The 19,624-nt window shown below is 36.0% G+C and carries 16 protein-coding genes; 9 read left to right on the top strand and 7 right to left on the bottom strand.

Features of this window, described 5'->3' with window-relative positions; genetic code table 11:
• Positions 1-25 precede the first annotated feature (25 nt).
• Complete coding sequence (locus CA730_RS23365; protein WP_231939927.1) at positions 26-439, bottom strand: circadian clock protein KaiA; 414 nt, start codon at positions 437-439, stop codon at positions 26-28.
• On the opposite strand from CA730_RS23365, the gene CA730_RS24760 reads away from it, so the two are divergent.
• Positions 406-651 carry a hypothetical protein gene (locus CA730_RS24760; RefSeq protein ID WP_157750050.1) on the top strand — a complete coding sequence of 82 codons (246 nt, stop codon included), beginning with the start codon at positions 406-408 and terminating at the stop codon, positions 649-651. The genes CA730_RS23365 and CA730_RS24760 overlap by 34 nt on opposite strands.
• Here CA730_RS24760 and CA730_RS23370 read toward each other — a convergent pair.
• Entirely contained in the window at positions 635-1,648 is a 1,014-nt protein-coding gene (locus CA730_RS23370; protein WP_096665083.1) for an IS701 family transposase, read from the bottom strand. The two genes, CA730_RS24760 and CA730_RS23370, sit on opposite strands and share 17 nt — an antisense overlap.
• Before the next feature lie 973 nt (positions 1,649-2,621).
• Here CA730_RS23370 and CA730_RS23375 point away from each other — a divergent pair.
• On the top strand, positions 2,622-5,822 hold the full coding sequence (locus CA730_RS23375) for an ATP-binding protein (protein WP_096670964.1): 3,201 nt from the start codon (positions 2,622-2,624) through the stop codon (positions 5,820-5,822).
• Positions 5,823-5,984: 162 nt separating this feature from the next.
• On the opposite strand, the gene CA730_RS23380 is transcribed toward CA730_RS23375, so the two are convergent.
• Together CA730_RS23380 and CA730_RS23385 are read right to left on the bottom strand one after the other, a co-directional pair.
• Positions 5,985-7,826: an ArnT family glycosyltransferase gene (locus tag CA730_RS23380; protein ID WP_096670966.1), complete on the bottom strand. Its 1,842-nt coding sequence runs from the start codon at positions 7,824-7,826 to the stop codon at positions 5,985-5,987.
• A gap of 319 nt (positions 7,827-8,145) precedes the next feature.
• The gene (locus CA730_RS23385) at positions 8,146-8,745 is read right to left on the bottom strand and encodes a hypothetical protein (protein WP_096670968.1); all 600 of its coding nucleotides are present in this window, start codon (positions 8,743-8,745) and stop codon (positions 8,146-8,148) included.
• Between the two features lie 96 nt (positions 8,746-8,841).
• On the opposite strand from CA730_RS23385, the gene CA730_RS23390 reads away from it, so the two are divergent.
• Together CA730_RS23390 and CA730_RS23395 are read left to right on the top strand one after the other, a co-directional pair.
• Positions 8,842-9,174: a DUF565 domain-containing protein gene (locus tag CA730_RS23390; RefSeq protein ID WP_096671764.1), complete on the top strand. Its 333-nt coding sequence runs from the start codon at positions 8,842-8,844 to the stop codon at positions 9,172-9,174.
• Between the two features lie 4 nt (positions 9,175-9,178).
• Positions 9,179-10,216, top strand: a complete 1,038-nt coding sequence (locus CA730_RS23395) for a glycerate kinase (RefSeq protein WP_096670970.1) — start codon at positions 9,179-9,181, stop codon at positions 10,214-10,216.
• A 166-nt stretch (positions 10,217-10,382) separates the two neighbouring features.
• Here the strand turns inward: CA730_RS23395 and CA730_RS23400 are convergent, their stop codons facing one another.
• The 3 genes from CA730_RS23400 to CA730_RS23410 form a co-directional block, all read right to left on the bottom strand.
• Positions 10,383-11,840 (bottom strand): protein adenylyltransferase SelO, encoded by a 1,458-nt coding sequence (locus CA730_RS23400; RefSeq protein WP_096670972.1) that lies wholly within the window; start codon positions 11,838-11,840, stop codon positions 10,383-10,385.
• A gap of 389 nt (positions 11,841-12,229) precedes the next feature.
• Positions 12,230-13,081, bottom strand: coding sequence for a DUF6671 family protein (locus CA730_RS23405; protein WP_096670974.1), 852 nt, complete (start codon positions 13,079-13,081; stop codon positions 12,230-12,232).
• A gap of 64 nt (positions 13,082-13,145) precedes the next feature.
• Positions 13,146-13,718 carry a GNAT family N-acetyltransferase gene (locus CA730_RS23410; protein WP_096670976.1) on the bottom strand — a complete coding sequence of 191 codons (573 nt, stop codon included), beginning with the start codon at positions 13,716-13,718 and terminating at the stop codon, positions 13,146-13,148.
• A 177-nt stretch (positions 13,719-13,895) separates the two neighbouring features.
• Between CA730_RS23410 and bioB the strand changes: the two genes are divergently transcribed.
• The 5 genes from bioB to CA730_RS23435 all read left to right on the top strand — a co-directional run bounded on the left by bioB (position 13,896) and on the right by CA730_RS23435 (position 19,525).
• Positions 13,896-14,903: a biotin synthase BioB gene (gene bioB / locus CA730_RS23415; RefSeq protein WP_096670978.1), complete on the top strand. Its 1,008-nt coding sequence runs from the start codon at positions 13,896-13,898 to the stop codon at positions 14,901-14,903.
• Between the two features lie 81 nt (positions 14,904-14,984).
• Positions 14,985-15,302: a hypothetical protein gene (locus CA730_RS23420; RefSeq protein ID WP_096670980.1), complete on the top strand. Its 318-nt coding sequence runs from the start codon at positions 14,985-14,987 to the stop codon at positions 15,300-15,302.
• A 92-nt stretch (positions 15,303-15,394) separates the two neighbouring features.
• Entirely contained in the window at positions 15,395-18,577 is a 3,183-nt protein-coding gene (locus tag CA730_RS23425) for a type ISP restriction/modification enzyme (protein WP_096670982.1), read from the top strand.
• A gap of 205 nt (positions 18,578-18,782) precedes the next feature.
• Positions 18,783-18,944, top strand: coding sequence for a hypothetical protein (locus tag CA730_RS23430; RefSeq protein ID WP_168636101.1), 162 nt, complete (start codon positions 18,783-18,785; stop codon positions 18,942-18,944).
• A 242-nt stretch (positions 18,945-19,186) separates the two neighbouring features.
• Positions 19,187-19,525 carry a hypothetical protein gene (locus tag CA730_RS23435; protein WP_096670986.1) on the top strand — a complete coding sequence of 113 codons (339 nt, stop codon included), beginning with the start codon at positions 19,187-19,189 and terminating at the stop codon, positions 19,523-19,525.
• Positions 19,526-19,624: the final 99 nt, after the last annotated feature.

Here is a 19,624-nt window from a genome sequence, read left to right on the forward strand (position 1 = left end):
AAATAAAAATTCTACTTTGTGGCATTCAACTGATTTTAGCAACAGAACAGCGATAAACTTCACAAAGATGTGCCAAAATATCTATTAAGGTTAAACGATAATCGAGCAGTGTTTCATCACTTCTGCCTTCTATTCTTAATTGCTTGGCAAATTCATCAATGATTTCCATGTGCATTTCTATAATTTGTGGTATGGGAATACTGGTATAAAATAGAGCATTAATAAATTTATCAAGTTTTTCTTGTAATGTTTTGTCACTGATAAAATAATTTATAATAATTTGACGGTAATCTGCCTTAAGTTCTGCTAACAGTTCCTGTTTTTCGTTAGCAGTCATATCCTGAAAAATTTGGTTCTTTTTCTGTTTGCCAAAAGCCAAGATATGATTATCTTGAATATCTAATTTTGGCAGAGGGTTTTGTGGATGAAAATGGGACAAATAGCATATCTGATAAGGTATCGGATGCCAGTAACATTGAGTTATTATTCCCTCAAGAAAATTCCAAATTTGCCAAACTAAACTTTTGTACTTCTTTTCTCCAAATGTTCTATCGAGAATTTGTTTTATATTTGTTAGGACTTACGCAACTGGCACAAGCGATGGTGCGGCTACGCTGCACCGAGCGCCTAAAGACTAAACCATTGACATAGCAATATCTGGACGTTTTAGTTGTCCTATTAAATAATTAGAAAGCAAATTATGCTTAATTTGATAAATAGTTTGACCTGTGTTGTAAGCTAAGTTTTTTAGTCTTAGCCAAACCAACATAGCACAAGCTATATGATTTCTTTGAAGACGACCTTTGCGACACTGACATGATTCAATGCCAGTTAATTGTTTTATCTCCCTGTGAAACTCTTCTATTTTCCAACGGATTTTACACACCTGTTGTGTAACATCCATAGAACTTTGAGATATATCATTAGTTGCGATATAGTCCGTTCTATCGGTAGAGATAGTAACCCGGAATAGCTTCACTTTTTTCTCGGAGGGGAATGCTTTTATCTTGATAATTTTACCACATTCTAACTCATCTTCACTCCATGACAATGATTCAATATTTTTATATTTTTCTTTGCCAAAACTATCATCAACCAAACGATTAATCTTTAAAGGACAATAATAAACTTTATCTAGACTATCAATATAAAGCATTAAATTGTTAACTGCATACCAAGTATCCATTAAAACTGTATCAAATGGCAGAACCTTTTGATATACAAGCCCTTGCAACATATTTTTCACATGGTCAACTTTACTTAAACCATCATTGTCAGGGTTAAAAATACGATAATCTATTACCCAAAATTTGAGAGTTTTAGGATTAACATATATACAATTGACTATTCCAATTCCTTTGACGATGCCATGCTCATTTCCACTATATTGCCTTCGCACTATTTCAATCTTTTCTGAAAATCTTTTGTTTAAAACTGTGTCATCAAATATAATATAAGCATTCTCGTCCCGGACAATTATATCTTTCACATTATCCCAAAGTAACCGAGGAGTCAATTTCTCATTTTTTAAATAATAATTAATTTTATCGTGACTAATATTGTCTAAATGTTCTGCTAGATTAGTCATTGTGTAGTTGATTTGACTGCTAAGTAAATACTGGCAGTAATTAAGTTTAGTAAATTTCATCGTTAATTAATTTCTTAATGCACCCTATCATCATTCTCTCATAAAATTAATACCCGTCATTTATTTAATCTATTACTATTAACAATTCTCAATCAGTCTGATTCAATAACATCTTCATTATTGCAGTACACATATACTAATAATTAGCGATCGCTGTGCCAGTTGCGTAAGTCCTGTTTGTTTGTAAAAGCAATATAGGTAATAACATCTACTCTTTATAGATCATGAATTTTTGAGCGTGAGATAAGTAGGTGAACCGAAAAATTTAAAGGTATATGAAGAAAAGTAAAATCGCCCAAAACTCTCTCCCTGTTCCCTGTTCCCTGTTCCCTGTTCCCTGTTCCCTTGCCCCAACGACAATTTTTAACGCCAACCTACTTATATTGGACTATAATTAATGATACTTACTTACACTAAGTAGGATGACTGGCAAATTCTTTGATGACGCATTAAACTCAGGGAGAGTTATGACTGATGGATAGTGTGTGATAGCATATCTAGCGGCAGATAGATTACATTATTTCACTTATTGATAAGATACTTAAACGAACTTAAAGAATTGTCGCATTTTAAATCATTATAATTCCTCAAGGTTCTAAAGCGAATCTTTGGAGCCATAATTATTGTTGTAGTTGTCACTATAAAAAATGACGACTTTCAATACCAGTAGCAAGTTGCTGAAGATAGTGGCTTGCTGAGGAGATAAACTCACATCTTGCACCGGAAAGGTAAAAACATTGGTAATTGGCGGCGAGACAATGAATGTCTATGGCGGAGTGTGACCGAAAGTCATAGCTAAAATGGCTAGTTTGAAGAGGTCTGTCAATTGTAACCAGAATCGCTGATAGTGTGGCGTAGCCATTCTAAATATTCTTGGAGGATATTGCTTCAGGCTTGAAGACCATCTAACCCAAGTGCTGATGGTGATGCCGAAGTTGATCACAAGAAGAAAGACCACCGAGGACTTATTTTAATGCTACAGTACCCACTTTATGAATTTATAGCAACTGTGCCAATGTGCTGGGAAACAAATACTCTGGCAGCAGCGTTGGATATTTTTGTTAAAGAACAGTGCGATCGCTTAGTAATAGTCAATTCCCAACAACGTCCACTTGGTGTATTGTATTCTGCTCAATTACTGCCACAATTTTTAGCAGCGGATACTGATAATAACCTCTTAAATTTGCAACAACCACTCTCACAGGTGGATAAATCCCTTATAGAACCAATACAGACCATAGCAGCAGCAACAAATCTGGAAAAATTCAGTTTGGTTCTCAAGGATCAAGAAACTCAACAACAAAGTAATTTAGATTGGGTGCTAGTTGATTCAGATGGTAAATATTTGGGAATTTTAAATACTTTACGCCTATTAACATTGTTAGCTCAGAAGAAAATTTCCCTTAGCTCATCCAAGGAACAAGAAAGTCACAAGTATGCAACAAACACCAAAACTTCTCACCACCAAAAAAACATCGAGCATACAGCCAATAAATATCAGCCAAAAATACACAAATCCATAGTCCACTTATTGGCTAAATTACCCTGGCCAATTATGTTACAAACTAGTCAAGGCGAAGTAGTTACGCAAAATATCGCTTGGTGGCAACAACTGGGAGCATTAAAAGATCCTGAAGGCATTAGAAAACAGGTAGAGACTATACTTACTCCCAAATATATTTATGCTAATCCTCAAGAAAACCAGAAAACCAATATTTCCACAACGCATAGACAAAGAACCTCACTATCAGCTTTCCCTTTTTTACAAGAATCACCTCTACCAGTAAAGGACAGTTCTAACAACTGCGTTTTAGATACGCAATTGGGTATTTGTACTTGTGTGGTTGAAATTAAAACTGGTCAGGAACGGATTTGGCAGTTTGCCAAAATTCCTTTAGATAGTAACGAGTTAAAAATTGTGGTTTCCGAATCAGAATTACCAGAAAATTCAGAGGAACTATGGTTAATATTAGCCACAGATGTAACTGAACAACAACAACTTTGTAAAGAATTAGCAGCAAAAAATGCTGATTTGATTCAACTCAATCGCTTAAAAGATGAGTTTTTAGCTTGCATTAGTCATGAATTAAAAACACCATTAACGGCAGTTTTAGGACTATCCCGCCTTTTGGTAGATCAACAACTGGGACAACTAAATGAGCGTCAAGCTCGTTATGCTGGATTAATTCATCAAAGTGGCAGACATTTGATGACTGTGGTAAATGACATTTTAGATTTAACTCGAATGGAAACGGGACAGATGGAACTTACCCTGACTCCAGTCCAAATTCAAGTAGTATGTGAAAGGGCTTTTTCAGACGTTAAAAACATTCATTATCAAACTAACAAAGCTAAACAAGTATCCCCATCAGACAATCACACTTTATCTAATCACCAATTTAGCCTAGCAATTGAACCAGGTTTAGAAGAAATGGTGGCAGATGAATTACGCTTGCGACAGATGTTAGTACATTTACTTTCTAATGCCTTTAAATTCACAGAAATATCTGGGGAAATTGGCTTACGGGTAAGCCGTTGGGAAGGTTGGATTGCCTTTACTGTTTGGGATACAGGGATTGGTATTCCTGAACAACAACAACATTTAATCTTTCAAAAATTCCAGCAATTAGAAAATCCTCTCACTCGTCAATTTGAAGGAACGGGTTTAGGATTAGTATTAACTAGAGCTTTAGCTCGTTTGCATGGTGGAGATGTCAGTTTCTTATCTCGTGAGGGTAAAGGCAGTCAGTTTACTCTGCTTTTACCTCCCAGTCCACCAAAATCTAGTTTTAATGAGTCTGAAGATATAGTTCCTAAGATAGAAATAGGCAATGTCATTAATTCTTCCCCTCAAAATCTCAATAGTTCTTCCCAAAGATTGGTTTTAGTAGTGGAAGCAGTAGCTCAATATATTGAGGAATTAACTGAACAACTCAAAGGTTTAGGTTATCGTGTTGTTATTGCTAGATCAGGAACAGAGGCACTAGAAAAGGCTCGCCGCTTGCAACCAAAGGCGATATTTTTAAATCCTTTACTGCCTTTACTTTCTGGTTGGGATGTGATGACTTTACTGAAATCTGATGTTTTAACTCGTCATATTCATGTGATTGTCACAGCCACAGCGGCTGAAAAAGAACAAGCATTTACTAAACAAGCTGATGGTTTTTTAACTTTACCAATTAAGCATCAAGCACTAGCATCATTTTTAGAAAAAATATCAATAACGAGCGAATTTCATCGTTCAGAACTGGAAAATAATAGTATCAATTCTCAAAATATTCCTTTGCGAATTCTTAGGTTAGTACATCCAGAATTAGAGGTAATTAATCTCTATCCTTCTCTGCGAGAACATCGGGTTATTGAAGTGGATGATTTAGATCAAGCAGATTTGTTAGCGCGAGTTTGGCAGTTTGATGTAATTTTGCTAGATATGGGAATTTCTACTGCTCGCACTTATCTACAACAATTAACTAAACACCAAAGATTGGCAACTTTGCCATTGGTAACTTGTGATGTTGCGACTACTTTAGCTGCTTCTCAAATACCTGGCTTGTCTGTATTTCCTTGTTTAAGTCCTTTGACTCAGGAAAATAATAATCAAAATTATCGACAAAGTGCTTTGTCATCTGTATTACAAATTGCTGCTGGTATTTGTTGCCCAATCAATATTTTAGTGGTAGATATAAGTATGCTGAGTGATTTACCCAAAGCAAAACGCAAACCAATCAAGGATGATCAGTCAGTCAAAAATTGTTTTCTCAATTTTGAAGATGAGCAAATTAATCGGGGATATGAGTGGTTTCAAGCTTTAATTCAATACTTACAAACTGCTGGATTTAGAGCTTCTATTGCCAGTTGTTGGTCGGAAGTTGTCCAACAAGTTAGCCATAAAAATGTTGATTTACTGTTAATCTGCTGGCAGGAAACGGCAATCAATAAAGAAGTACAAAAGGCTATTGAATCGTTGGGGAATTTACCGTTAAATTTGCCACCAATTTTGGTACTTGACCAAAAATTAAATGAGCAGAATTATGAAAATGCGGCAAAATCTCGGAAACAAAGGTATACATCTTCTGTGGAAACTGCGGTTCGAGGAATTGCTACTCAGATATTACCTCGTTCTATTTCAATGGAAGAGTTATTAATTCAGATCAATCAATCTTTAGCAAATTAAAGTATGATTTGTCAGGAGTCAGAAGTCAGGAGTCAGGAGTCAGAAGTCAGGAGTCAAGAAGAAGAAGTAAAAGCATGAGTGGCAACTGTGTCATTTATTTACTCGAAATGTAGGTTAAATGCGTGACAGCTTATAAATCACATCAATCAAAAAAATCATAGTTTAAGACAAGTTGATATTTTCTGGTTTGGCTGTTTTCAAAGGAATGCGAATCAGATGATAAGCACCTTTGATAGCTAGACTTTTGTAATTATCGGGTGGTAAGTCCATTTCTTGAAATTTTCCCTGTTCAACTAAGAGTAATAATGATAGTGGTTTAGTTGGTTGGGATGCTTGCTTTTGAATATATTCAAGAGCTTGTTGAGCAAATTTGATGTAATTAACATTTTTGTGCGTGTAGAAAGTCACGGTAGGTTTTTTGAATCCAACCATAATTAATTCTTCGTTGGGTTGTTTTGATTCAACAATGAGGGCGGATAATTCTCTGAGAGGGAGTTGACGCTGTTGATCCATGATGGCAACAGCAGGCATTAAAACGATCGCAATAAAGGCGATAAATCCTAATAAGTTAATGGTGATGATCTGTCGGTAACGGTGAGTTAAGATGAGAATGGCGGCGGTAATTGTAGATAATAACCAAATTATGCCTCCAAATTTGAGGATTCCTGATTTCTCCATTTGTACATATAATTCGGGAGCAGCGGGATCAGGTCCAGCAATTCGGGTAAGATTAAAGAGAGCGATCGCCAGAATAGTCAAGAATCCTACGTTTATCCAAGCACTGATGCGTAAAAATTTGGGAGGCGTTAGGGTAGTAGTTAGTGAACTGGGGAAAAGATCACTCCAAAATAATGCCACAAGAATTGCCGCTGCTGGCATTAATGGCAATACGTAGCTGGGCAGTTTGGTGACGGAAATTGTGAAAAATCCAAACACACCCAGAAACCATATACAGGTAAATAAACCTAGTTGTTGAGAGCGTTCTTGGTTTAACCAGTGCGATCGCTGCAAAATATTGACTCTAACTAGAGCCGCCGGGATGTACACTGAATAAGGTGCAAACCCCAACAAAACGACTAAAAAGTAAAAATACCAAGGGGCTGAATGACCATTAACGACTTCGGTGAAACGGTCTATATTGTGATAGATAAAAAAGGCATTAATAAAATTCCAGCCGTTGCGCCAAGTTACTAAAACATACCAGGGAAGTGATAACACTAAAACGATCCCCATGCCCAAAATTGGCTGCATTTCCCGCCACAGTTCCCAAAATTTCCCGACATATATGGCAAAGGCAATCATAATCAGTCCTGGTAAAACAATACCTACTGGACCCTTCGTTAATATTGCCCCAGCAATTAATACATAACTTGCTAAATACCATTTATTGGGAAGTCGCCAATTAGCAATGACTATAGGAGCTTGATTTTGAGCATATCCCAAATAGAAGCATAATAATGTTGAACCGATACAGCCGGTAAGCAACATATCGGAAACGCCAGTTCTGCCCCAAACAATCATTTCTGCGTTGAGTGCCATTAAGGCTGCGGCTATGGCGGCTGTAAAGTAACGTCTGGGCAAGTTGGTAACTTGTTCTAATTCGTCTTTTTTGGCAAAATACCACTGCACAGTATAAAATGCCAAAGCAATTACACCCATTGCTGCCAATGCTGAAGGGATACGAGCAGCCCACTCGTTTACTCCCATCATAGAGTAGGCGATCGCTTGACACCAATAAATCAAAGCAGGTTTATCAAAGCGAGTTTCACCATTGAAAAACGGCGTAATCCAATCACCAGTTACCAACATTTGCCGGGAAGCTTCAGCAAACAGCGGCTCAGTTTCATCAATTAAGCCCACATTCCCCAAATTCCAGCCAAAAGCTATCCAACCAATCACCAACAACCACAAGGACGAAACAGCCACAGCCAGAACTGGACGCTGTTGTAAATTCTTTAACCACTTATCAACCACTTTATCAATAACACTCAATTTTATACTCATACATTTATACTTAAAAACACGGTAATTATGTCCTCCCAATATACAATAGGTGAGAAATGAACTTTCAAAAAAACTCCTTCTTCCTCCTGACTCCTTCCTCACAAGGGTAGGTTTTTAATATTGTCTGTGAAGGCAAGACTGGGAAGACTTGGAGGGAAAGTAGACAAGGAAGATTTTATCCGCACAATAGTCTTTTAACGGTGTGTTATTGTTACAAAAAAACATAATCCTGTAGGGTTTTCCTCCCTTGTCACCTTGTCGCCCAAGTCTTGCCCTCACCAGAATGTAAAAAACCTACACCTGTGAGATCCCAACCCCATCACCTATTTTCTAACACCAATTGCCATTCTTGAGTTTGGGAATTCCATTGTGGAGAAGAAGTTTCTCCCACAACATAGGGACCCCAATAGCGTCGAGAACCATCTTGAGCAAAAGCCACCAAAATATCACCTTTCTCTAGCTTTAAATTACCTTGAGGTAAGGATAAAATTAACCCGTTCTCATTTCCTTCTTGGGGAGCAAAATCCCAATGAGCCGGAATACCAGATTTATTTTTATTGGCAGTGGCACTTTTTTGAGATGATTGTCTGGCTAATAATGCTAGACGGACAGGTTGAGTAGTTTTGTTGCTCATACGAAATAATCCAGTAGTCTTGGTTTTACTATCCGAATCAAACCGATAGGCTACAACCGTAGATTGATTTTTTTGTGAACTTGATTCTACTGATTCACTTGGTGTACTATCTAAATTGGTTGCATCAGTGCTATTAACCGTGTTCGTCACCATAGCTGAATTTTTTTCTGGATTTGTAGACTCAAATGATACTCTCATGTCTAAGCATCCAGTTATGATCCCCATGAATCCTAATACAGAAAAACCGATAATGAAATTACGATAGCGATAGAGGAAGTTTTTCATAATGATATAGATTTAGAAATAAGATTTTTTGTCAGTTAAACCCAAATGATTGGTGATTGGTTATTGTTTTTGTCCCTATTCCCTGTTTATTTCTTCATGCAAAATACTCGTCTAAACAACCTATTAGAAACAATTTATAGAAGCTTGAGTGAATGGTTTCTGAATCCTTGGCGACGGTTATCATTACTACTAATTAGTTTTTTGTTTGGTTTTTTTTTGGGATCAGCAGTATCAACAACCGCTGGACAGAAGGCAGAATTAGACATCGTAGTAGCCGGATTTTTAGTGCTATTAACTGAAATCACCAGTAGGATATTTTACAGTCGTAGTTTTTTTGCTCGGCAAGTGTTTTGGGTAGCAACGCTCAACTATCTCAAGGTTGGTTTTATCTACAGTCTATTTCTAGAAGCCTTGAAACTGGGTTCGTGATTTTATGAGTGGCGAATGGTTGAGTAAGATTTTGACAACGGACACATCTTGGCAAGTATTAGCGCAAGCCGCAGCATTGGCAGATCCTTTGCGAGCTAAGGTGTTTAATATTACTTCTGATCATGTGGCTGAAATTATGGAAAACAGAGGGGATTTACTGAAGTTAGTTTTCCCTGATTTTAGTCAATTTTGTCAAACTAGCCTAAAAACTGATCCTCAAGGAATGTTGCAGGTGTTGTGGGATGTATGGCTACCTGTGGGAATGAAAATTGCAGCACAGCGTCAAGAGTTAGGGAAACCTTTGGTTCAGGGAATTTTAGGCGCACAAGGCACGGGTAAAACCACAATGTCCGGGGTACTGAAGTTGATTCTCCAGCGCTTGGGATATAGGACTTTAAGCTTGTCTTTGGATGACTTGTACAAAACTTATAGCGATCGCTTGGCTTTAATGCAGCAAGATCCCCGTTTAGTTTGGCGAGGTCCGCCCGGAACCCACGATATTCACCTAGCCTTAAGTGTACTAGATCAGATTCACCAAAGCAAGAGTCCTGTGATAGTTCCTCGATTTGATAAATCTGCTCATGGGGGTGCAGGCGATCGCACTACTTCTGAGATTATCACAAATCCCATAGATATTGTTCTGTTTGAAGGTTGGTTTGTGGGTGTAAAACCAATTCCTCCCCAAGCATTATTAACTCCACCACCACCTATTCTTACAGATGCAGATAGACAATTTGCCTCTGATATGAATAATCAACTCAAAAGTTATTTACCACTCTGGGAAAAATTAGATAGTTTAATAGTTCTTTATCCCACAGATTACCGTTATTCATTAACATGGCGCAAGCAAGCAGAAAGACAAATGATTACTACTGGTAAATCAGGAATGTCTGAAGCACAAATAGAAGAATTTGTTCATTACTTTTGGCGTTCTTTACACCCAGAATTATTCATTAATCCTTTAATTCAATCATCCGCAGTTGATTTCGTAATTGAAATTAATGCTGATCATAGTTTTGGAAAAATCAGAAAACCTATCTGAGATTATTAAATTCATCTTCTGTAATTTCTAATTCTTTAAGAATTTCCTGGAATGGCCAACAGTCAATTAGTTTTTTGTTTATCATATTATTTCCTTATTAAATACTTGTGATTAAAAAGCAATTTTCCTGATTCGTAGGCGGGGAAAACCCGCCCCTACAGATAAATTACTTCCCTTTCTGTAGTGTTTCCACTAAATCATAAAAAGGTTGCCAATTATCGTCGTCAGTGATTCGTTCCCAAACAGACTCAATTACAGGTCTTAATAAAGCTGTTTTGGGATTAGATTCAGCCAGAGTTTTACCAATTTTATCCATTTGATCCAGATCAAAATGATTGAGAATTTTATGATAGAGGAAACACCAATTATCAAAAATTGCTGATGTTCCTAATGAGGGAATAATTTCTGAACCATTCATTACCAAAGCTGGATCATCTCGCCATTTACTAGAAAAGGTATCCGCTATATCAGCAAAGAACTGATGATAACCAACTTGACTATCATGTAAAAAGGTAATAGTTAACCGCAAAAATTCATCGGCTTCCTCTAATTGTAAATTTTTAAAACCCAATTTTCTCAACATTAAAGCTCGATATTCAGTTTGATAATATTCAGCAAACTTAGATAAAGCTGCATCCAAATCACCTTGATCAATTATTGCCTTTAAAGTTTCTTGAAAAAGTTCTAAATTCAACTTGCAAATCCCTGGTTGCTGACTGTAACAATAACGTTTATAATAATCGAAATATGCAGCCGTAAATTGGAGATCGTAAGTAGGAATAAACGCATAGGGTCCATAGTCAAAACTTTCCCCGGTAATTGACATATTATCAGTATTTAGAACTGCATGACAAAAACCCGCTGCCATCCATTGAGCTACTAATTCAGCGACGCGCCGCACTAATTCAGCATAAAATAAAGCATATTTATCATTTTCAGTCTGTAAATAGGGATAATAGTGTTCAATGACATGATCTAACAGTTTTTGAGTTAAATCATGTCTTTTAAAATAGTTTAATCGTTCAAACGTACCAAAACGAATATGAGATTTACTCATGCGAATCATTACAGAAGAACGAGTTGGCGAAGGTTCATCACCGCGCCACAAACCTAAACCCGTTTCAATCATACTCAAACAGCGAGAAGTGCGAACCCCTAAATAATGAAGTGCTTCAGCGGCGAGAACTTCCCGCACTCCCCCTTTAAGGGTTAACATTCCGTCACCACCACGGGAGTAGGGAGTTCTTCCCGAACCTTTTGTGCCAAAATCGTATAATTCCCCATCAATACCCCGCACTTGACCATAGAGAAAGCCTCTACCGTCACCTAATTGGGAGTTATATTGTCCAAATTGATAACCGTGATAACGTAGTGCTAACAGGGGTTCTCGTCCCTCAAATTTACCAAAAGCGTTAATAAAATCTTCGTCTTTAACTACTTGGGGATCAACTCCTAAGCGTGGTAGTAGTGCGTCATTGCGCCAACGTAAAATATGTTGGGGAAATTCCTCGGCGACAACTTGATCATAGTAGTCATCACCTAGAGATTCTAAGGCTGATTCATAATTGAGGGTAAGTAAAGGATTAGTGGTAGGGGTGTGATTGGGAGTTTCATCCAGAGCCATAAAAATTACGCTTAATGTGATATTTCTTTAATAATAGACAAAAAACCTTACCATATTTCTATTTAATAACTTGATGGGTTCTTCTCACGCAGAGGCGCAGAGGCGCAAAGTGAAAGAGTTTTAGACATTGGGTTTATTTGTAACAAAGTGTCAAATTGGCAAACATGATTTTGTTGCTTTTGGTGATTTTTGCGGTAAACTCTACAGATGTTGCGCTTTTTGGGCTGGGGTGATGGTTAAAACTAGCAATTTACTGTACTCAAAGACGAAGCAAGACACCGCTGAGAAATGACTAGATAAAAACCCATTATTACAGTATTTTTCTGAGGAACAGCAACGAGAAGCTTATGATAATTATTTATATTCGCCCAATACTTTCAAAACACCCTCTAAGGATTACAATATTCACATAAACTAGGATCAGCAAATTCTTGATTGTTAGGAAATAATTGTTGTTGGCTAAAATTGCATTTTTGACATTGAAAAATTACTGCTTTAATTAATGAAGTTGGCTGATGACAAAGTTCACAAGGCAGTCCAGGTATTTTTTGATTGATCCTAAAACCAGGCGTATTACATTGGGGACATAAACTATTAATTTTATTAATTAGGTCTTGGGTAGCGAGAGCAATATTTTCCATTCTGGTAGGATTATACATTGCTCTCATATCTGTTTCTATATTAAATTTACCGTTTGTGTTTTTTATGGCAATTTCTACTGATTTGATCAGGTTTTCTGGGCTGATAATACCTTTAATAAATTCTGTTCTTCCTCTGGATATATCATCAAATGAAATTACTAAACCATGTTCGGGAAAACCTACTTTCTTTCCAAATTCTTCAGCTTCTTTTAAACTAGATATAATCTGATGATTAAAATTAGTTTCTATAGAAAATACTTCACCAATAATTTCTAAATCATTTTCTTGATCTAGAAAAATAATTATTTCTCGATTAGCATAAATATAGGGAATTAGGGGATGAGGTGCAAAACTTCCTTCACTAGCGATGGCTATTTTTTCATCATACACCTCTAAGGCTTTTTTAGCTTTTAATCTAGCAGTAACAACCTGTGTATCTGGACGTTTAATTTCTCTCGTAAAAGTCCCAAAAATATCAGTATTTAAGCCTTGAGGAACTATCAAATTAATTCCTAAATGTTCTTTCAATAAAGGAGAAATTACTTTTTCTTTATTGTGCATTGTCGCCAAAATAGCCACGCGATCATTATATATTGACATAATTTATCTCTCCATAATTATCTTCAGATTCCCAAGTTTTCCAATAATTCGGGTATCTGAGTTATTATAAATTTGGTCGCCAATGGGGATTTGTTAAACTGGTGAAAATATGATCTTCCCATTTACCATTAATCATTAAATAATCCCTAGCATATCCTTCAACTACAAAACCGACCCTTTTAAGAACATTCCCACTCCGGCGATTATGTGGCATATAATTAGCCATAATGCGGTGCAGATTTAATTCTTGAAAAACATACTTAGTGGAAATAGACAAGGCTTCTGTCATGTAACCATAACCTTGTGCTGATTCTGCTAAACTGTATCCTAATTGACAAAATTGAGCAGCACTATAGACAAAACTGCTAAAATTAGCTGTTCCCATAACTTTTCTAGGCTGATGTTTCAGATAAATAAATAGTTTTAATGAATAGTTGTTCACAAATTCCCAGAAACTGGTTTCTACTTGATACTCCCAATAATCGTCAGTGAAAAAGTTTTCATCCCATTTAGGATAAAATGGCGTAAGATATTCCTTGTTTTCCGTAAAATATTTGAGTATGTAAGGAATATCCTCTATCACTGCCATTCTTAATATTAGGCGATCGCTTGTCAGAATTGGTGGCTCTGATGTCATATAATCAAATTTAAATATTTTAGTTTTAAAAGTTTATGGCGATTAGAAATCGCTACTACACAACTAAAGTCCGCCTTCGCGGACTAATAAAAAAGTTAACTTCTTATAACCCACGAAGGTGGGTTTCGTCTGTGTAGCCGCGATTTCTAATCGCCTGGGCTAGTTACAAAAAGGATCATAACAGTGGAAATACGTTACAATTGGCAACCAACAGAGATATTGACAATATATAATACACCATTTCTAGAGCTAATTTATCAAGCTGCTACTGTGCATCGTCAATATCACAAACCTGAACAAATACAAGTTTGTAAGCTTATCTCTATTAAAACCGGTGCGTGTCCAGAAGATTGCGGTTATTGCGCTCAATCTTCCCGCTACAAAACCGAGGTAAAACCCGAAGCACTGTTAGAAAAAGAAACAGTCATCAATATTGCCAAAACAGCCAAAGAAAGCGGTGTAAGTCGGGTTTGTATGGGTGCTGCTTGGCGAGAAGTCCGGGATAATTCCCAATTTGAGGAAGTTCTGGATATGGTCAAGGATGTAACTGGCATGGGTTTAGAGGTATGCTGTACCTTGGGAATGTTGACAGAAAACCAAGCCAAGCGGTTAGAGGATGCGGGATTATATGCTTATAACCATAATCTTGATACCTCAGAGGAATATTACAGCACTGTAATTACAACTCGAACTTATGGCGATCGCCTGAATACGATTGCCAATGTTCGCCAAACCAATGTTACCGTATGTTCGGGCGGTATTCTCGGTTTAGGGGAAAATATTAGCGATAGAGTCGGAATGTTACATACTCTCTCAAATTTACAGCCTCACCCCGAATCCGTACCCATCAATATTCTTTCCCAAGTTCCCGGTACACCTTTAGAAAATCAACCAGATGTCCCCATTTGGGATGTAGTGCGGATGATTGCCACTGCTAGAATTATTATGCCTAAATCTGACGTGCGGTTAAGTGCAGGTAGGGCGAGACTTTCCCAAGTAGAACAAGCTTTATGCTTCATGGCTGGTGCAAATTCCATCTTCTCCAGCGATGATAATAAAATGTTGACGGTGACAACTCCCTGTCCTGATTATGACGCAGATAAAGAAATGTTGAATTTGCTTGGTTTGGAAATGCGTCCCCCATTCCAAAAGCAGGAAAAAACACCAACTCCAGCGATGATATAACAATTGAAAATTACCTCTCCCTGACTGGGAGAGGACTCGAATATGCTAGAATTTAGGGTGAACTTTAAGCAGGTGATGAAGATGACACAATCCACACCCCAAAGAGTTGTCCGTCGTGGTCGAGTATTTCCCGAAATTCAGTGGACTGATGAACAAAAAGCTCAAGATAGAGCTAGAAGACAGGCATTTTCTGATCGTTGTTGGGTAATTTTTGAGCGTTTAAAACCAGAAATATTAGATAAATATTATGGTTGGTATATTGCTATTGAACCTGATAGCGGTGATTATTTTATTGATCAAGATAAGGAAGTAGCCAGTAAAATGGCCAGAGAAAAGTATCCTCATGTCATTCATCATATTTATGGCATTAATGAAACGGGAGTTAGTGGCAGAATATGATTGAGGGAAGATTTGGAGAGAAAGGTCATTTTTAAAGTTGAGTTACTTATTACTTAATTCAATCTAAATTGTTTTCAAATCCTATATATTATATGAATAATCTACAAACCTACATTCAAGAAGTTACACAAGTTTATCAACAACAAAATGCCACAGAACATACATATCGCCCAGCATTAAAAAAATTAATGGAATCTTTAGATTCTCAAATTCAAGCTATTAATGAACCAAAAAGAATAGCTTGCGGTGCGCCAGATTTTGTAGTGAAAAATGGTATTTTAGAAATTGGACATATTGAAGCTAAAGATATAGGTGTTTCTCTCAAGAAAGTAGAAAAAACTGCCCAAATGGGGCGTTATTTTCAGGCTTTAGGTAATTTGATTTTAACTGATTATTTAGAATTTCGCTGGTATATTCAAGGAGAATTAAAATTATCTGCTTCTTTAGGAACTATTGATAAAAACAAAAAAATCAAAGTTGATAAACAAGGAATACAGGAAGTTGATCAACTTTTACGGCAATTTTTATTAGCTAAAGTTCCCCAAGTGACCACACCGAAGGATTTAGCTAAACGTATGGCTAGTTTAGCCCAATTAATGAGAGATGCTATCAAAACGGCGTTAAATGATGTGGATAATGGGGGAATGTTACGTCAGCAGCTAGAGTCATTTCAACGAGTATTAATTAAAGATTTGACGGTGGAACAGTTTGCAGATATGTACGCCCAAACTATTTGTTATGGGTTATTTGCAGCGCGGTGTAACACTGATAATGTTAATACTTTTTCGCGGGAAACAGCAGCTTTTAAATTACCGAAAACTAACCCTTTTTTAAGGAGTATTTTTGGACAAATAGCCGGACCAGATTTAGATGATAGAATTAGTTGGGCTGTGGATAATTTAGCGAATATTCTGCAACAAACGGAAATGGCAGAAATTCTCAAAGATTTTGGTAAACGTACCCGTAGGGAAGACCCTGTTGTGCATTTTTATGAGACATTTTTGGCAGAATATGATCCAAAAATGCGAGAATCAAGAGGGGTTTATTATACTCCTGAACCTGTGGTTAATTATATTGTTAAAAGTGTAGATTATATTCTCAAACATAAGTTTAATATTAGTAAAGGTTTAGCAGATTCTAAAAAAATTAAAATTCCTAATCCTAAAGGGGAGGGAATTATAGAAACCCATCAAGTTTTGATTTTAGATCCTGCGGTGGGTACGGGAACTTTTATGCACAGTGTGATTGATTTTATTTATGATAAGTTTAAATCTCAAAAAGGAATGTGGTCAAGTTATGTTAGTCAACATTTATTACCCCGATTATTTGGGTTTGAATTGTTGATGGCACCCTATACTGTAGCACACATGAAATTAGGTTTACAGTTGCAAGAATTGGGTTATGATTTTAGTTCTAAGGAACGGTTAAGGATTTATTTAACTAATACATTACAAGAGGCTTTTCAAATTCCTGCTGCTGATGGTTTTATGAACAGAATTAGAGATGAAGCAGAAGCAGCAAAGGATATAAAACAAGATGTTCCTGTGATGGTAATTTTAGGAAATCCTCCCTATTCAGCAGTTTCAGCAAATACAGATCCTTGGATTGTCGGATTAGTCAGGGATTATTATCAACTTGATGGTAAAGCACTCAAAGAATATAATTCGCAAAGTTTATTAGATGATTATGTAAAATTTATCCGTTTTGCTCAACATCGAGTTTCCGAAACGGGTTATGGTATTGTGGCTTTAATTACGAATCATGGTTATTTAGATAATCCCACTTTTCGGGGAATGCGTCAAAATTTGATGGAAACTTTTGATGAGATTTATGTTTTAGATTTACATGGTAATAGTAAGAAAAAAGAAGTTTGTCCTGACGGTTCACAAGATAAAAATGTTTTTGACATTCAGCAAGGTGTAGCAATCAGTATTTTTATTAAATATGAAAATAGTCAGCAAAAATTAGCAACGGTTTATCATGCTGATTTATGGGGTATGAGAGAGGTTTATGATAATAAAGAATTAGTTGGTGGTAAGTATCATTGGTTAGCAGAAAATGATATTAGTTTAACAAAATGGAAACAATTAGAACCAAATACACCATTTTATTTATTCAAGTTTCAAAATACAAAGTTTTTGCCAGAATATGATCAATGCTGGAAAATAACAGAAGTTTTACCTATCAATCTAACTGGAGTGAAAACAAATAGAGATAAATTATTAGTTGATATTGATAATTCAAGTTTAATAAAAAGAATAGAAGATTTAGCTCAATATAAATACTCAGATGAAGAAATCAATCAAAAATATCAATTGAGTAATGATGATTATTGGAATACAAATCGAGAGAGATCGAAAATTAGATCAGTTAACTGGTCAGATAATATTATTCCCTACCTTTACAGAGCTTTTGATAAAAGATGGCTTTTATATCAAATAAATCTCATTCAAATCAAACGTGGTGGTGCAGGATATAGTGTAATGCGCCACATGATTAATCATGAAAATTTGGGGTTAGGCGTAGGTCGTCAGGGAATTGCTGTAAATGACCCATTATGGTCTTTAATTATTGCATTTGAAAATGTAATTGATACTAATATATTTAGAAGAGGTGGTATTAATATTTTTCCTCTCTATATCTATCCTGAAACTCAAGCAGAAAGAGATATGGGGATGAATCGCCGCCCCAATTTATCCCCAGAATTTATTACAGAGTTTTACCAAAAACTAGATTTAGAATTTATTGTAGATGGAAAAGGAGATAAAACTAAAACCTTTGGACCAGAGGATATTTTTAATTACATTTATGCTGTTTTTCATTCTCCTAACTACCGTCAACGCTACGCCGAATTTTTAAAGATTGATTTTCCGCGTGTTCCTTTAACTTCCAATACTGCGCTTTTTTGGGAATTAGTAATCAAAGGTGATAAATTAGTCAAATATCATTTAATGAAAGAAACAGGAACAGAAATTTCTACCTATCCTATTCCTGGTTCTGATATTGTGGAACAAGTGAAATATAATGAAAATCATCAACAAATATGGATTAATTCTGAACAGTATTTTGATCAAGTTCCGCAACAAATTTGGAATTTTTATATAGGTGGTTATCAAGTTTGTCAAAAATGGCTAAAAGATAGAAAAGGACGAGAACTGAATTTTGATGATATTAGCCATTATCAAAATATTATTTCCATCATATCGGAAACTATTCAGATTATGGAAGATATTGATCAAATTATTGAAAAATATGGCAGTTTTCCGTTAGAATAATAGTTAACAACAAGATATGAAGACAGTCACAATATTTGATATTTTAGACATTACTACAAAATCTCCCCAGCGTGTTATTTGAACTGCTATAACAGCCCCCTACACTAGCTTTGGTTCTGTTCAACCGCTTGTAACTCAAACTTCTATAAAATCTTTACCAATACCTATTTTTGATTTTCAATTTCAACAGCATATTAATTCAAAATTGCTCGAAAGTTTTGATTTAAAGCAAAAATCCAAACAACTTCTAGAAATTGCTAAAATAGGAGTAGAAAAAGCGATAGAAACCGATGAAGCAACAGCTACAGATTGGATAAATCAGCAATTGGCAATATTAGGAATTGATATCAAAAGCATCATTAGTTAATTTCCTGTTGTATATAGCGGTATGCACTTGCATGAGATACATCATAGCCCCCTCATCGCTTGCGGGGAGGGGGTTGGGGGTGGGGTTCTTGTATCTCACTCAATCGAGAACCGCTATAATATTTATATATATTTTCCCTGATCAATCTAACAGCTTACTATCACGGCAAATTTTGTCATAATATAAAGATAGGATTCCCATGACTAATTACGCTTTATCAACATTATGAGGAATAAATAATTATGTCTCAATCCGATTTAATCAATAAACCAGAATTAAGTAACACTACCAAAGAAAATCATCTCATAGAAATTTTACGAGAAATTCAAGCAACACCTAAAGAATATTGGCCAAATCTCTTACAAATAATGCGAGTATTTCGAGAAAGTGTTACTTTTAAACCTGAGATTTTTAACCATTCTCAGCTAGAAATAGATGCACAACAACAAATTTTAAATCAACAGCATCAATTACTCAAAGAATTAACCAAAGAGTGGTTAGAAGAAGGAGAACAAGAAGAACAAACGGAAACTTGGGAATATTTGCGGCAAAAACAAGAAATTGATGATAATCCTTTTTAAGATTAAGCTGAATTTATATGAATAAATTGATTTTCCTCTACAGATTGGATAAATCAATAATTTGCAATATTAGGAATTGATATCAACAATGGAGGAGAA

It is taken from the genome of Dolichospermum compactum NIES-806, from assembly GCF_002368115.1.
Taxonomy (GTDB): Bacteria; Cyanobacteriota; Cyanobacteriia; order Cyanobacteriales; family Nostocaceae; genus Dolichospermum; species Dolichospermum compactum.

What these genes read in the sequence shown, in the direction of transcription:
- CA730_RS23420 (WP_096670980.1), top strand. Translation starts at nt 14,985, where the DNA reads ATGACACAATCCACACCCCAAAGAGTTGTCCGTCGTGGTCGAGTATTT.
- CA730_RS23380 (WP_096670966.1), bottom strand. Translation starts at nt 7,826, where the DNA reads ATGAGTATAAAATTGAGTGTTATTGATAAAGTGGTTGATAAGTGGTTA.
- CA730_RS23370 (WP_096665083.1), bottom strand. Translation starts at nt 1,648, where the DNA reads ATGAAATTTACTAAACTTAATTACTGCCAGTATTTACTTAGCAGTCAA.
- CA730_RS23390 (WP_096671764.1), top strand. Translation starts at nt 8,842, where the DNA reads ATGCAAAATACTCGTCTAAACAACCTATTAGAAACAATTTATAGAAGC.
- CA730_RS23375 (WP_096670964.1), top strand. Translation starts at nt 2,622, where the DNA reads ATGCTACAGTACCCACTTTATGAATTTATAGCAACTGTGCCAATGTGC.
- CA730_RS23400 (WP_096670972.1), bottom strand. Translation starts at nt 11,840, where the DNA reads ATGGCTCTGGATGAAACTCCCAATCACACCCCTACCACTAATCCTTTA.
- CA730_RS23405 (WP_096670974.1), bottom strand. Translation starts at nt 13,081, where the DNA reads ATGTCAATATATAATGATCGCGTGGCTATTTTGGCGACAATGCACAAT.
- CA730_RS23395 (WP_096670970.1), top strand. Translation starts at nt 9,179, where the DNA reads ATGAGTGGCGAATGGTTGAGTAAGATTTTGACAACGGACACATCTTGG.
- CA730_RS23410 (WP_096670976.1), bottom strand. Translation starts at nt 13,718, where the DNA reads ATGACATCAGAGCCACCAATTCTGACAAGCGATCGCCTAATATTAAGA.
- CA730_RS23425 (WP_096670982.1), top strand. Translation starts at nt 15,395, where the DNA reads ATGAATAATCTACAAACCTACATTCAAGAAGTTACACAAGTTTATCAA.
- CA730_RS23435 (WP_096670986.1), top strand. Translation starts at nt 19,187, where the DNA reads ATGTCTCAATCCGATTTAATCAATAAACCAGAATTAAGTAACACTACC.
- CA730_RS23385 (WP_096670968.1), bottom strand. Translation starts at nt 8,745, where the DNA reads ATGAAAAACTTCCTCTATCGCTATCGTAATTTCATTATCGGTTTTTCT.